This window comes from Flavobacterium calami (genome assembly GCF_038290035.1).
Lineage (GTDB): Bacteria > Bacteroidota > Bacteroidia > Flavobacteriales > Flavobacteriaceae > Flavobacterium > Flavobacterium calami.
In genome coordinates this window covers 1-15,258 of sequence record NZ_JBBYHS010000030.1, presented here as the reverse complement: position 1 = coordinate 15,258, position 15,258 = coordinate 1, and the positions used below count along the sequence as shown (strand labels likewise).

Sequence of the window (15,258 nt, the reverse complement as noted above, 5' to 3'; positions counted from 1 at the left end):
CAATTCTAAATGTCCATTAAAAAGCAAAATGTTTCCTTTTTAGCCCCGATTGAAGAGGAAATCCTTTTGTGCCGGGGTTCGGCACAAAAGATTACTTCACTTAACTTTTATTTAATTGGAGTTCAGTGAACTTCGTTTGTAACGGAAAGCGGGACGATGCTTGATGAAAAATACCTAATGCTTCTGCTTCAAGAAATTAATAATTAAGTTCAGGTACAAAACTAATCGTATAAAAAAGTAAAATAATTATATGAAAATCAAATTCATATCGTTAAAATTATAATTTCTCAATTATTGATTATAATCGGTTAAAAAAACTATTTTTGGATTCTGTTAAAAAAAGATTGAAATGCATAAAAATCAGCACCTAATATTCTCTACTATATTTTTACTTTTCTTTGGATGGAACGCCAGTTCTCAGGAAAAAGCAAAGCATCCTAAAAACGAATTTAGGGGAGTCTGGATTGCAACCGTTGTCAATATTGACTGGCCAAAAACGGCTATTGACAACGTTGAAAAAGAAAAAGCAGATTATCTGGAGATTTTAGAAGCGTATAAAAAACTGAATTACAACGCTGTAATTGTTCAGGTGAGAAGTGTGGGGGATGCTTTATATCCAACACAGCTTGCGCCATGGTCCCGATTTTTAACAGGTAAAGAAGGTCAGGCTCCAAGCCCGTATTATGATACATTGGCATGGATGATTGAAGAAGCACACAACAGAGGTTTTGAATTTCATGCCTGGATGAATCCGTACCGTGCGACTTTCGATCTAAATAAGAATCTTTTGAGTCCGACTCATGATGTATTCAAACATCCGGAATGGATGATCGAATACGGCGGAAAATTGTATTACGACCCGGCACTTCCGGAAGTTCAGACACATTTAACGAAAGTGGTAAAAGAAGTAGTGGACAAATACGATATCGATGCGATTCATTTTGACGATTATTTTTATCCGTATGCTGTTCCTGGAAAAGTATTTAACGACACGGCTTCATACAAAAAATACGGCGCAGGTTTAAGCCTTGCCGATTGGCGTCGTGCGAATGTGAGTAATTTTGTTCACGCAATTTCTACCACTATAAAAGCAAGCAAACCGTGGGTACAATTCGGAATCAGTCCGTTTGGGGTTTGGAGAAACAAATCAGTTGACCCGAGAGGTTCCGAGACCCAATCGATGTCCAATTATGACGATTTATACGCAGACCCGCTTTTATGGATGGATCAAAGCTGGATCGATTATATTCTGCCTCAGTTGTATTGGAGCATGAACAATCGTGTGGCTTCTTACTCTAAATTGGTAAAATGGTGGTCAGAGAATTCAAAAAATACGGCTGTTTATATAGGTCATGCTTCGTATAAAATTAGAGGCGATAGTGATAAAAGCTGGAATTATGCCAGTGAAATTCCAACACAGATTGACTTTGCCAGAAGTTTTAAAAACGTTTCCGGAAGTGCTTATTTCAGTTCAAAATGGTTCATGACAAAAAACTTTGATATTGTACGTCTTTTAGAAGAAAATCAATACAAATACCCGGCTCTTCCTGCAGCAGTTCCTAATTTGAAACGCATTATTATTGATACACCGTTTGTAAATGAATACGGAAAAGACAGCTTGCGCTATTTGTTTAACATCAAAACGCCGTTGAATACCAAAGTGAGGTATATGGTAGTGTATGGCGCAGAACATATTTCGAAAATTGATATTAATGATGCCAGACAAATTGTAGAAAAAGTAAGGGTATACGATAATGGGGGAGCAATGTCTCTTTCTGTTCCTGCCGAAAAACTAAATCAGTACAAAGCTGCGGCAGTAACTTTTATTGATTATTATGCAAATGAAAGTACCCCAACGATTATCGACTTAAAAAAAACATTTAAAACCTATTCACCAGCTCAGCCAAATGAAAACAGATAACAAACCGTGGTTTTGGATTCCGCTTCTAAATTTTGCTTCCGGATTGCCGTATGCCGTAATTATTTCGGTTTCGGTAATTATGTACAAAAATCTTGGAATTTCAAATGAAGATATCGGAGTTTACACCAGTTTGTTGTATCTGCCATGGGTCATAAAACCATTGTGGAGTCCGTTTATTGAATTAACCGGAACCAAAAGAAAATGGTTTTTATCGATGCAGTTACTGATTTCGATTGCATTTTTACTGGTTGGATTTACGATTCCGACAAACGGATTTTTCATGATGACCTTAGCAATATTTTGGGTTGCGGCTTTTGCTTCGGCTTCTAATGATATTGCCAGTGATGGTTTTTATTTGTTGGTTTTACCGAAAGAGCAGCAGTCATTTTTCCTCGGTATCAGAAGTACTTTTTATCGACTTTCTATGTTAGCCGGAAACGGATTAATTGTACTTTTTGCAGGTTATCTCGAGCATAAGTATAGTGACAATACCAAAGCCTGGTCATACACCATGATTGCAGTTGGTTTGTTAATGACATTCATCACGATTTATAATTTCATTTTTACACCTAAAAACGAAATCAATGCTGCCGAAAATAAAGAGGCACATCATCAAAGCTTCGGAGATATATTTATAAGTTTCTTTAAGAAAAAACAAATCGGATTAATTTTAGCTTTTATTCTGGTTTTCAGGCTGGGAGAGTCCCAGTTGCTTAAAATGTTAAGTCCGTTTCTACTGGACGGAAAAGAATTAGGCGGAATGGGACTGGATACAGAAGCAGTTGGAATAATTTACGGCACATTTGGGGTTGGAGCCTTAACTTTAGGAGGAATTTTAGGCGGGATTGCAATTTCAAAACAAGGTCTTACCAAATGGATGTTTCCAATGTTTCTGGCAATGCATTTACCGATAATAGGTTTCATCTTATTAGCATTTTTTCATCCAACATCAATATATTACATTTATGCCGTTGTAATTTTAGAACAGTTCGGATATGGTTTTGGATTTACAGCTTTTATGATGTATTTAATTCATGTGGCCGAAGGAGAATCAAAAACAGCACATTATGCACTGGCAACCGGATTTATGGCTATGGGAATGATGCTTCCGGGAATGTTAAGCGGATTTATACAACAATATTTAGGCTATCAAAACTTCTTTATTTGGGTTTTTATAGCTACAATTCCAGGTCTTATTTTATCACGTTTTTTAATTTTTCCGAAAGATTTTGGAAAAAAATCAGAAGAAGTTTAACCCCAAATCAAACTTTTACCTATGGAAATCAATGAAAATTTGCAGACCGAACGCAACCTGAAAGGCGCTGAGTTCGAAAAAACCGGAGATCTTGAAAAAGCAATTGCATTGTACGAAGAAAATGTTGCGGAAAACTTTAAAGGAAATCATCCTTACGACAGACTGGCTAATATTTACAAAAACCAGCTGGATCTGGACAATGAAATCAGGGTTTTAGAAAAAGCAATTGTGGTCTATGAAGAAATTACTATCGAAGACCGACTGGAAGGTTTGCCAAAACTCTTCCGTTTTAAAAACCGATTGGATAAAGCAATTGAAACCAAAAAGCAACTGGCTAAGCAAAAGAAAGCAAAATTGAAATAAATTAAACGAAGCTTAATTTTCTTTTTACCATTAAGACATTAAGTTCATAAAGTTTGGCTTAAATTACTTAATACCTTAATGGTAAAAACAAGTAAACTTTTTTATTAAGTTATGATTACTTTAAAAAGAACAAACTCAGACGATATTGATTTTATAAATCTGGTTGCTTTATTAGATAAAGATTTAGCGATTAGAGACGGGGAAGATCATGCTTTTTACAATCAGTTTAATAAAATCGATAAGATAAAACATACCATTGTGTATTACGAAAACGGAATTCCTGTTGGCTGTGGCGCTTTTCGCGAAAAAGAACCAGAAACAACCGAAATCAAAAGAATGTACGTTCATCCCGATTACAGAAAAAAAGGCATTGCATCTGCAGTTTTAGCAGCACTAGAAATTTGGGCGAAAGAAGTTGGTTATACTTACACTATTTTAGAAACCGGAAAAAATCAGCCCGAAGCCATTCGACTATATCAAAAATCAAATTATACCATAATACCCAATTATCCGCCGTACGAGGAAATGGATAATAGTGTCTGCATGAAAAAGACTTTATAATAATGAAAACCACAGCCGAAGCATTACGACAAAAAATAGGACAATTTTTCTTTCCAGCCGTTTTTATTAACGATACCGAAGAAAATATCCAGAAAACAGAACGCCTCATTAGAGACTATAATATTGGCGGACTTACTTTTTTCCACAGTCGTGCGAGTGCTGCGACCAATTACGAAAGCAAGCAAAAGATTGTTTTCAACGATGACAGTTACGAAAAAATCAAAGCGCTCATTGTTCGTTATCAAAGGGCAGCAACTACTCCGCTTTTAATCAGTATTGATGCGGAATGGGGATTGGCAATGCGCATCGAAAAAACACCACAATATCCGTATGCGATTACGCTTGGCGCTTTACCTGAAAACAAATCCAATTTAGTTTACGAAGTTGGAAAACAAATTGGCTTAGACTTAAAAACAGCCGGAATCCATTATAATTTAGCACCTTTAGCAGACATCAATAATAATCCAAACAATCCTGTAATTGGCTATCGTTCTTTTGGAGAAAACAAAGAAAAAGTAGCCCATTTTGCGGTTGAATATTTAAAAGGAATGTCCGATGTTGGCGTTTTAGGCTGTCTGAAACACTTTCCCGGACACGGAAATACAAATGTCGATTCGCATTTAGGATTACCAATTTTAAAGGAAACTTTAGAAGAATTATTAGAAAACGAGTTATATCCATTTATTAAAGGAATTGAAAACAATGTCGATTCGATTATGATCGGGCATTTGGCAGTTCCGAGTTTAAATGACGGAAAAGATACCTCGGCAACTTTATCAAAAGCCGTAATTCAAGATCTTTTGCGTGACAAATTAGGTTATGACGGTTTGGTAATTTCTGATGCTTTAAATATGCACAGCGTTTCTAAATTGTATGAAACAAAAGGACAATTAGAATGGGAAGCTTTCAACGCAGGAAATGATGTTCTATGCTTCGCCGAAAATGTCCCTGAAGGAATTGAAGCGATCTATAAAAATGCTTCTCCAGACCGTATTTTCGAAAGCTATAACCGAATTATGAAAGCGAAAGAAAAAGCAGGAATTCTATCTGGAAACACCGCTGTTTCTGGTGAATTAAATTTTGAAAAAACATCAGAAATAAACTTAGAAATTGCTCAAAATGCAATTACTAAAATTATAGACAACTCAAGCCAAGAATTAGCTTTTGAAGCTCATAAAAACAACAAATTAGCTAAGCTGAGTTTATATAAAAATACCGAAAATACATTTTTCAAAACTTTAAATTCAAAACTGGATTCCCCAGAATTTGCTTTTGAAAATCTAGAAGTTTCGGATATTTCCTTAATCAAAAAACAATTAGAGAACTTCGAAACCTTAATCATTTCGTTATTTGTTCCAAAAGCAAAACCTCTGAATAATTTCGAAGTGAACAATGAAGTTTTTGAACTCCTTTCAAGTTTGCTCCAAACCAAAAAATGTATCGTTTACGTTTTCGGAAATCCGTATGTTTTACCCATTATTCCACATTTACAAAAGGCTTCAGGATTAGTTGAGGCGTATCAGGATTTTGAAGAATTTCAAAAAACAGCAGGAATTCAATTTTTAGATAAAATTAGTTCAAACGGCATTCTCTCAGTAAACATTGATATTCAATAAGTTAAAATATTGAATAGTTAAAAATTATCAACTTATAAATTTTTATAATCACATCTTATTGTAATTACCTCTGCTTGTAGACTACTTTTGCATCAGAAAATAAATTTTTAACGTAAAACGAATATTATGTCTTTAGTAGGAAAAAAATTCCCAAGTATTGCAGTAGATGCTATCTCAGAAATGGGTGATAATTTAAAAATCAACATTTTTGAAGAAGCAGTAAACAACAATAAAAAAGTACTTTTATTTTGGTACCCAAAAGATTTTACTTTTGTATGTCCAACAGAATTACACGCCTTTCAAGCTGCTTTACCAGAATTTGAAAAAAGAAATACTATCGTAATTGGTGCTTCATGTGATACAAACGAAGTTCACTTTGCCTGGTTAAACACTCCAAAAAACAATGGTGGAATCGAAGGTGTTACTTACCCAATTTTAGCGGATACAAACCGTAACTTATCTAACATTTTAGGAATTTTAGATATTGATTCTACAGAATACAGCGAAGAAACGGATTCAGTTATCATCGAAGGTTCAAACGTAACTTACAGAGCTACTTACCTAATTGACGAAACTGGAAAAATCTTCCACGAAAGCGTTAACGACATGCCATTAGGACGTAACGTAAACGAATACTTAAGAATGGTTGATGCTTACACGCACATCCAGACTAAAGGTGAAGTTTGTCCTGCAAACTGGGAAGCTGGTAAAGAAGCAATGTCTGCTGACAGAATCAGTACTGCTGAATACTTAAGCGCTAATTAATTTTTAATTAGTTTCTAAGATACTAAGATTCTAAGGTTCTAAGATTTACTCTTAGGCCTTAGTAACTTAGAAATCTAAATCCTCTCTCAAAAAATCTCAAAAAATTATAACTGCTAAAATCCACAAAGGTTCAAAAACTCAGAACCTTAGAATCTTAGCACCTTAGAATCTCAAAAAATAAAACTATGTTAATCGACTTAAACGAAGATACGTTAGCAGATTTAGTTGCTAAAAACGAAAAAGTAGTAGTACAATATTCAGCTTCATGGTGTGGAAATTGCCGTATTATGAAACCAAAATTCAAAAAATTAGCCACAGAAAATGAAGCTATTACTTTTGTTTTGGTTGATGCAGAAAACGCTCCTGAATCTAGAAAATTAGCTAATGTGAGCAACCTGCCTACATTCGCCACTTTCGTAAACGGACAATTAGTTGGTGAAACACAGACTAACAAACAAGAAGTTTTAATCGATCTTGTAAACGCTATTGCGTAAATAGATTTTAGATTTTTAGACTGTTAGATTTTTCGAATCTTTATCTAAAAATCCAATCATCCAACAATCTAAAAATCAATAAAATGAAATTACCAGTAATAAAACATTTAACACAATTCATCGAAGAAAACGATCAGGATTATATCATTGAAACAATCGAAGTTCTGGAAGCTATGACTGAAATTCCTTCTCTAAAAGATGAAGAATTAGACGTAATCGGTGAATTGATTTCAAATATGTACGGTGCCCTTGAAGTACAAAAACTTGTAGCGCAGGGAACAGATAAAAAAGAAGCTTTAAATACGTTTATGAAACGTGTATTAGGTTCTATCGATAAATAATCGATCTCTTTTTCAAATAAAAAAACAAAAAACAAGGCTGAGAAAGCGTTTCATTTTTGAGACGCTTTTTTTTGTTTATACTTTTAACGTAAGCAAAGTCATTGCGAGGAACGAAGCAACCTCACGCAGATTAGACATTTTATGTTTATAAATTTTGATAGTGAGATTGCTTCGTTCCTCGCAAAGACACACTAAAACCCGTTTAATCTGCGTCATCTGCGTGCCATTATACACAAAATAAGATAAAAATTCACCTCCTTAATCTCTCCTTAAACCCTTAACAAATACTTTTAGATTCAAATATTAATCCTTACTTTTGAACCTCATTAATTTTAAACAAAAATCATGGCATCTATCACATTAGGAGGAAATCCAGTTCATACATCAGGCGAATTACCAGCAGTTGGATCGCAATTAGCTGACTTCAATTTAGTACAAAACGATTTGTCTGTTGCTTCTTTGAGCAACTTTGCAGGTAAGAAATTAGTTTTAAACATTTTTCCAAGTGTTGATACAGGAACTTGTGCTACATCTGTTAGAAAATTCAACGAAAGTGCAAGCGAATTAGAAAATACAACTGTTTTGTGTATTTCTAGAGATTTACCTTTCGCTCAAAAACGTTTTTGTGGTGCTGAAGGTTTAGAAAACGTAGTAAACTTGTCAGATTTTCAAACTGGAGCTTTCGGAAAAGCTAACGGATTAGAAATTGTTGACGGACCTTTAGCGGGTTTACACTCAAGAGCAATCATTGTTGTTGATGCTAACGGAAAAATTGTTCACACTGAACAAGTAGCTGAAATTGCAAACGAACCAAATTACGAAGCAGCTTTAGCAGCACTATAATCCCATTAAATGGAATTTCAAAAAGACAATACATTTGTTAAAGGCCGACTTAAAAGCGTAACATACGCTTTTAAGGGAGCTGTTAAATTAATAAGTACCGAACACAGTGTTATGGTACAATTTTCATTAGGGATATTAATGACTGTTGCAGGTTTTTATTTTAATATATCTCACGAAGAATGGCTTTTTCAAATCTTTGCAATTGGGCTTGTATTAAGCGTTGAAGGTTTGAATACAGCTGTAGAAAAAGTTGCCGATTTTATTCATCCCCATTATCATGAAAAAATCGGATTTATTAAAGATATTGCTGCCGGAGCAGTATTTTTTGCCGCAATGACAGCAATAGCAATAGGCTTGATTATTTATATACCAAAATTTATATAGGCAAAACAGGATACGCAGGAATGGCAAAAACAAAAAAAGAAACTTCAGAAAAGAAAAACGGCCCAAAAGATGAAACTAAAAAATCTTGGAAGTTATCCAAACAGCAAAAAATTGTTTTTGGCTGTCTTTTGGTGTTGTTTTCTATTGCATTATTAGTAGCATTTATTTCCTTTTATGTTAACGGACAATGGCAGGCTGACCAGAGTGCTGTCAGTCATTTAGATGACCGCTCAGAGGTGGTGCAGAACTGGCTCGGAAAATTCGGGGCATATCTTGCCGATTTGATTGTATACAAAGGTTTCGGAATTGCTTCATTCGTTTTTGTGCGTTTGTTTTTCCTAACCGGAATGTTTTTAGCATTGGAGCTTTCGGTTACAAAACTAAAAAATACCTGGTTTTGGGATTTATTTGCTGTCATAATTGTATCTGTTTTATTTGGCTTTTTTGCTACTTCTGCACCGGAACTGGGAGGAATAATAGGGTACGAAATTAATCTTTTCCTGCAGGATTATATCGGGAAAACAGGAACTCTGCTAACATTGGTTTTTGGATTAATCGTTTATTTGATTTTTAAAATTAAAGTGTCACCGGAGAAAATTCAGTCTTATTTTGACTCTACCAAAAATGAATTCAAATCAGAGTTAAATGCGGTTAAACCGGCTCAGTCTGAACAGCTGCAACAGTCTGAAAGTGCTTATAATCTTGAAGAATTTGCTATCGAAGAGGAAGAGGATCAGGAATTAGATAATATCCATCTTAAAACTGCTGATTCGCAATTCGAAATCAACAAAGAAGCTTTAAAGCCGACTATTTCACATGCGTCAGAAATTGATTTAAATCCAATTTTAAAACCGGTTGAGATGAAGATCAATCCGGTAGTGGAAACACCGGTTCAGCATAACGAAGAGTTTGTTATTGAAAAAGCTGAAGAAGAAGATATAATCGAAGAAAATCTGGCATCGCGTTTAGTTGCCGATTTCGGATTATTTGATCCTACTTTAGATTTATCCAATTACAAATTCCCAACTATCGATTTATTAAAAGAATATTCGACCGGAGGAATTACGATTAATCAGGAGGAATTAGAAGAAAATAAAAACAAAATTGTAGACACACTCCGTAACTACAAAATTGAAATTGCGCAGATTAAAGCAACCGTTGGTCCGTCTGTAACTTTATATGAAATTGTGCCGGAAGCGGGAATCAGAATTTCTAAAATCAAGAGTTTAGAGGATGATATTGCTTTGTCATTATCAGCATTAGGGATTCGTATTATTGCGCCAATTCCAGGAAAAGGTACTATCGGTATTGAGGTTCCGAACAAAAACCCAACTATGGTTTCTATGAAAAGCGTTATTGGAGCAGCAAAATTTCAGGAAGCTGAAATGGAATTGCCAATTGCTTTAGGAAAAACCATTTCAAACGAAACTTTTGTAGTCGATTTGGCCAAAATGCCTCACTTGTTGATGGCCGGGGCAACCGGACAGGGAAAATCGGTTGGATTAAATGCTGTTTTGACTTCGCTTTTATACAAAAAACATCCGGCAGAAGTGAAATTTGTTTTGGTTGACCCGAAAAAAGTAGAGCTTACACTTTTTAATAAAATTGAAAGACATTATTTAGCTAAACTACCTGATACAGAAGATGCTATTATTACCGATAACGCAAAAGTTGTTAACACCTTAAATTCGCTTTGTACCGAAATGGACAACCGTTATTCTTTATTAAAAGATGCAATGGTTCGTAATATTAAGGAATACAACGAAAAATTCAAGTCAAGAAAATTAAATCCGGAAGCTGGTCACCGATTTTTGCCATACATCGTTTTGGTGGTGGATGAGTTTGCCGATTTAATTATGACAGCAGGTAAGGAAGTTGAAATTCCGATTGCGCGTTTGGCTCAGTTAGCGCGTGCTATTGGTATTCACTTAATCATTGCTACACAAAGACCTTCGGTAAATGTAATTACAGGTTTGATTAAAGCCAATTTCCCGGCAAGAATTGCTTTTAGGGTGACTTCAAAAATTGACTCCCGAACTATTTTGGATACACAAGGAGCAGATCAGTTGATTGGTAGGGGAGATTTGCTGTATTCAAACGGTAACGATGTAATTCGTGTTCAGTGTGCATTTATTGATACGCCTGAGGTCGAAAAAATAACAGATTTTATTGGTTCACAAAAAGCGTATGCCACGGCTTATCTGCTTCCGGAGTTTGTCGGGGAAGAAAGTGGCATTAATCTTGATATGGATATTTCCGAAAGAGATACTTTATTTAGAGAGGCTGCCGAGATAATTGTAAATGCACAACAAGGTTCAGCTTCTTTATTACAAAGAAAATTAAAATTAGGCTATAACAGGGCAGGTCGATTGATTGATCAGCTGGAAGCAGCCGGAATTGTTGGAGCTTTTGAAGGAAGTAAAGCCCGAAGTGTTAATATTTCAGATTTAAGTGCTCTTGATCAATTTTTTAATAATGAACAAAATTAAAACCATCATGAAAACAAAATTTCAAGAAATCAAAACTAATTCTATCACAAAAATGAGTGTAAAATGTCTTCAAATGGCAGTTGTACTTCTTTTGAGCTTTACATCTGTTCAGGCTCAGGATAAAAAAGCTAAAGATTTATTGAACCAGGTAACAGCCAAGATTAAAAGTTATGACAACATTTCGATTGATTTTAAATATTCTTTAAATAATGCCAAAGAAAATATCAATCAGGACAGTAAAGGAAATGTGGTTATGAAAGGGAATCAATATGTGTTGAACTTTATGGGTGTTACTAAAATATTTGACGGGCAAAAAACATATACTATTGTTCCTGAAGATGAAGAGGTTACGATTTCTAAAGTAAATGAAAAAGACGATCATGCCATTACACCTTCAAAAATGCTTACTTTTTTCAATTCTGGTTACAAATACAACATGGATATTGTTCAGAATGTTAAAGGAAGAAAGATTCAGTACATAAAATTAGTGCCAACCAGCGGAAAAGATCAAAGAAAAGAAATTCTTTTAGGTGTCGATGTTCAGACAAAACACATTTATAATTTGATTGAAACCGGAAAAAACGGAACAAAAACAACTTTAACCGTTAATTCTTTTAAAACCAATCAGCCTTTATCAAAAAATCAATTTACCTTTGTGGCAAGTAAATATCCAAAATACTACATCAATAAATTAGATTAATTACAAGGTTGAAAATTTTAGACAAATACTTATTAAAAACATTCCTGATTACGTTTACTACGGTATTCGTAATCCTTTTTTTTATATTCATACTGCAAACAGTCTGGCTTTTTATTTCTGAACTGGCAGGAAAAGACCTGGATTTGATACTGGTTATAAAATTCCTTCTTTTTTCAATGCCAAGAATTATTCCGCTTGTACTTCCTTTATCGGTTTTGCTTGCTTCTATAATGACTTTTGGTAACCTGGCAGAGAACTACGAATTTGCTGCAATGAAATCTTCTGGGATTTCCCTGCAGAGAGCGATGAGGATTTTGATTATTTTCATCTTTGTATTAAGTATTGTTGCCTTCTGGTTTTCTAATAATGTAATACCGTATGCCGAATATAAATTTATAAATTTCCGAAAAAATATTGCTCAGGCGAAACCGGCAATGGCAATCGCAGAAGGTCAGTTTAATGATGTTGGTTTTTATAATATTAAGGTTAATAAAAAATCAGGTGAAAACGGTAATATTTTAACTGGCGTAACCATACATGAGAAACCCACAAATATGGGGGAAAGCAAAACAGTTATAAAGGCGAAAAATGGAGAGCTGATTAGTAGTGAAAAGTCAAGTATTTTAAAACTGGTACTTAATGACGGTTATTACTATCAGGATGTTACTCCCAAAAAATATGAAGACAGAGCTAAATTGCCTTTTGTAAAGGGTGCATTTAAAAAGCAAATCATTAATATTGATTTGTCAGAACTCAATAAAGTTGATACTGAAAATGAAAGTGTTAATAGTACGAGTACAATGCTGAATGTTAGTGAGTTGAGATATACACTGGATTCATTAAATAAAAACAGGGAAAATGAAGTTGTTTCTTTTACTGAAAATATAAACCAAAGAGTAGGATTGTCAAAACCACTTCTGACTTCAAATACCAAAAAGAAAAAGCCGCTTCCGAATAATCTTCTATCGCTTTATGATAGTAAGCAGAAGAAAGGAATTTTGGATATGGCCAGCAGTAATTTAACAAGTACTATTTATTCTATTGAGTCAACTCAAAAAGAATTAAAAGACAAACAGCGTGACATCAATAAGCATCTTACAGCGCTTTATGAAAAGTTTGTAATTGCTTTTGCTTGTTTCTTAATGTTTTTTATTGGAGCCCCGTTGGGAGCGATTATTAGAAAAGGAGGTCTTGGTTTACCAATCGTATTTGCGGTATTGATTTTTATTACCTTTCATTTTATTAATACATTTGGTAAAAGACTGTCTCAGGAAGGAGGGATGACTCCTTTTGCAGGAGCCTGGATGTCTTCGTTTATATTATCTCCTTTAGCAATTCTATTGACCTATCGTGCTACCAATGACAACGGTTTGGTTAATTTTGATGTGATAACAACACCTATTCAACAAGTATTTCAAAAAATTTCGGAGCGATTTTCTACCGCTCAAAAACAATAAATAATTATGTCAGCAAAAATACAACTTAATACCATTGAGGAAGCTATAGAAGACATTCGTCAGGGTAAAGTAATAATTGTAGTCGATGATGAGGATCGCGAAAATGAAGGTGATTTTTTGGCAGCAGCCGAAAAAACAACTCCGGAAATGATCAATTTTATGGCTACACACGGTCGTGGTTTAATTTGTACACCTCTTACAGAAAGCCGTTGCAAGGAACTTGATTTGCGTGCTATGGTAACGAATAATACAGATCACATGGAAACGGCTTTTACTGTTTCGGTTGATTTAAAAGGAAAAGGAGTCAGTACAGGAATTTCTGCTGCTGACCGTGCAAGAACAGTATTGTCATTGATAGATGCAAATACAAAACCGCATGAATTGGCACGTCCGGGACATATTTTTCCTCTAATTGCCAAGCAGGGAGGTGTATTAAGGAGAACAGGTCATACAGAAGCGGCTATTGATTTTGCAAGACTTGCCGGATTTAAACCTGCTGGGGTAATTTGTGAAATCTTAAATGAAGACGGAACAATGGCGCGTTTGCCGCAATTGGTAGAAGTGGCCAAAAAATTCAATTTGAAATTAGTTTCGATTGAAGACCTGGTTGCCTACAGAATGCAGCACGATAGTCTGATCGTTAAAAAAGAAGATTTTGATATCGAAACCCGTTTTGGAACTTTCAGGTTAAGAGCTTACGAGCAGACGACCAATAAACAAATTCATATCGCTTTGACTAAAGGAACCTGGAATTTGGGAGAGTCTATTTTGACTCGCATCCACTCTTCGCAGGTGAATAACGATTTATTGGGAACTTTGACCAATAATGTTGATCAGCAACTGGATGACATGTTTAAAATTATTAATGAAGAAGGAAAAGGAGCGGTTGTTTTTATTAATCAGGATATGACGGCTGTTAATCTTTTAAATAGGATTTCGGAATTAAAAGCATTACAGGCTGAAGGAACAATGAAAGCTCCAAAAGTTGTTATTGATACCAAAGATTACGGAATCGGCGCTCAGATTTTACATGATCTTGATATTTCTAAAATAAAATTAGTTTCAAACACCCAGCAGACAAAACGTGTCGGAATGATCGGCTACGGATTAGAAATTACGGAATACGTAAATTATTAATATGGGAACTTTAGAGGAAAGAATCATAAAGTCTGAAACTCGTATTTTTAAAGCCGTTTTTCCAAGTACTACAAATCATTATGATACATTATTTGGAGGGACGGCTCTTCATCTCATGGACGAGGTCGCTTTTATTTGTGCTACAAGGTTTAGTAGAAAAAAGGTAGTAACTATTTCAACAGGTCAGATTGACTTTAAAAAAGCAATTCCTGCGGGGACTTTAATCGAATTGGTGGCAAAAGTGATCAGTGTCGGAAGGACCAGTTGTAAAATTCATGTCGATATTTTTATGGAGCAAATGTATTCCGAGCTTCGCGAAACGGTAGTTTCAGGAACTTTTTCGTTTGTTGCAGTAGACGAAAACAAGAAACCTACGCCGATTTTGGACGATTTGGAATAATTTTTTAAAAAATTAATTTTCAGAAATACTGATAATTAGGTAGTTGAAAATTGATTAAAAAAAGTTTGAAAAAAAAGTGCTAAAAAAGTTTTGAGAAACGAAAAAGCGTCTTATATTTGCACTCGCAATCACGAAATGATAGCGACATACTGGAGAAATGGCAGAGCGGTCGAATGCGGCAGTCTTGAAAACTGTTGACTGTAACAGGTCCGGGGGTTCGAATCCCTCTTTCTCCGCGAAAAGCACCTCATTGAGGTGCTTTTTACATTTCAATACTTTCCTTACTTTAAAAAATGCTATATTTTACGGATCAGGTTCAAAAGGGATCATGCGCAAAAGTTTGGGATTATGAAAAAAGATTAGATAATCTAAACAATAAGAAAACTATTTTTCTCACCCTTCTAAATTGAGGATCAAGAACAAAACCTGGGGAACAATAATTAAATATTCTGATATTTGTAAAAAAAAAGCATAGAATTGGATTCGTATATAGAGCTATTGAAATTAATCCTACCTGAATTTTTGATTGAAA

15 protein-coding genes and 1 tRNA gene are annotated in these 15,258 nt (G+C 34.8%); all 16 read left to right on the top strand.

From position 1 onward, the window contains the following. Window positions 1-349 precede the first annotated feature (349 nt). Window positions 350-1,921, top strand: a complete 1,572-nt coding sequence (locus AAEO57_RS20245) for a glycoside hydrolase family 10-like protein (RefSeq protein ID WP_341694845.1) — start codon at window positions 350-352, stop codon at window positions 1,919-1,921. Continuing rightward, a complete protein-coding gene (locus AAEO57_RS20240) occupies window positions 1,908-3,176 on the top strand; it encodes an MFS transporter (protein ID WP_341694844.1) in 1,269 nt (422 codons plus the stop codon). Before AAEO57_RS20245 ends, AAEO57_RS20240 begins: the two co-directional genes overlap by 14 nt. A gap of 21 nt (window positions 3,177-3,197) precedes the next feature. Next, window positions 3,198-3,539 (top strand): tetratricopeptide repeat protein, encoded by a 342-nt coding sequence (locus tag AAEO57_RS20235; RefSeq protein WP_341694843.1) that lies wholly within the window; start codon window positions 3,198-3,200, stop codon window positions 3,537-3,539. 111 nt (window positions 3,540-3,650) lie between these two features. After that, window positions 3,651-4,100 carry a GNAT family N-acetyltransferase gene (locus AAEO57_RS20230; protein WP_341694842.1) on the top strand — a complete coding sequence of 150 codons (450 nt, stop codon included), beginning with the start codon at window positions 3,651-3,653 and terminating at the stop codon, window positions 4,098-4,100. A gap of 2 nt (window positions 4,101-4,102) precedes the next feature. Continuing rightward, on the top strand, window positions 4,103-5,716 hold the full coding sequence (locus AAEO57_RS20225; protein WP_341694841.1) for a glycoside hydrolase family 3 protein: 1,614 nt from the start codon (window positions 4,103-4,105) through the stop codon (window positions 5,714-5,716). 126 nt (window positions 5,717-5,842) lie between these two features. Then, window positions 5,843-6,481: a peroxiredoxin gene (locus AAEO57_RS20220; RefSeq protein ID WP_341694840.1), complete on the top strand. Its 639-nt coding sequence runs from the start codon at window positions 5,843-5,845 to the stop codon at window positions 6,479-6,481. 185 nt (window positions 6,482-6,666) lie between these two features. After that, window positions 6,667-6,975: a thioredoxin family protein gene (locus tag AAEO57_RS20215; protein WP_031453681.1), complete on the top strand. Its 309-nt coding sequence runs from the start codon at window positions 6,667-6,669 to the stop codon at window positions 6,973-6,975. Window positions 6,976-7,058: 83 nt separating this feature from the next. Continuing rightward, window positions 7,059-7,316 carry a DUF6952 family protein gene (locus tag AAEO57_RS20210; RefSeq protein WP_008462029.1) on the top strand — a complete coding sequence of 86 codons (258 nt, stop codon included), beginning with the start codon at window positions 7,059-7,061 and terminating at the stop codon, window positions 7,314-7,316. Window positions 7,317-7,661: 345 nt separating this feature from the next. After that, a complete protein-coding gene (gene tpx / locus AAEO57_RS20205; protein WP_341694839.1) occupies window positions 7,662-8,159 on the top strand; it encodes a thiol peroxidase in 498 nt (165 codons plus the stop codon). Window positions 8,160-8,168: 9 nt separating this feature from the next. Next, the gene (locus AAEO57_RS20200) at window positions 8,169-8,543 is read left to right on the top strand and encodes a diacylglycerol kinase (RefSeq protein ID WP_341694838.1); all 375 of its coding nucleotides are present in this window, start codon (window positions 8,169-8,171) and stop codon (window positions 8,541-8,543) included. Window positions 8,544-8,563: 20 nt separating this feature from the next. After that, window positions 8,564-11,032 (top strand): DNA translocase FtsK, encoded by a 2,469-nt coding sequence (locus AAEO57_RS20195; protein ID WP_341694837.1) that lies wholly within the window; start codon window positions 8,564-8,566, stop codon window positions 11,030-11,032. Window positions 11,033-11,105: 73 nt separating this feature from the next. After that, entirely contained in the window at window positions 11,106-11,732 is a 627-nt protein-coding gene (gene lolA1 / locus AAEO57_RS20190) for an outer membrane lipoprotein periplasmic chaperone LolA1 (RefSeq protein ID WP_481129033.1), read from the top strand. An 8-nt stretch (window positions 11,733-11,740) separates the two neighbouring features. Further along, the gene (locus tag AAEO57_RS20185) at window positions 11,741-13,189 is read left to right on the top strand and encodes an LptF/LptG family permease (RefSeq protein ID WP_341694835.1); all 1,449 of its coding nucleotides are present in this window, start codon (window positions 11,741-11,743) and stop codon (window positions 13,187-13,189) included. A gap of 6 nt (window positions 13,190-13,195) precedes the next feature. Next, on the top strand, window positions 13,196-14,326 hold the full coding sequence (gene ribB, locus AAEO57_RS20180; protein ID WP_423972157.1) for a 3,4-dihydroxy-2-butanone-4-phosphate synthase: 1,131 nt from the start codon (window positions 13,196-13,198) through the stop codon (window positions 14,324-14,326). A gap of 1 nt (window position 14,327) precedes the next feature. Then, entirely contained in the window at window positions 14,328-14,726 is a 399-nt protein-coding gene (locus tag AAEO57_RS20175) for an acyl-CoA thioesterase (protein WP_223683064.1), read from the top strand. 151 nt (window positions 14,727-14,877) lie between these two features. Then, window positions 14,878-14,962, top strand: a tRNA-Ser gene (locus tag AAEO57_RS20170). The last annotated feature ends 296 nt before the right edge of the window (window positions 14,963-15,258 follow it).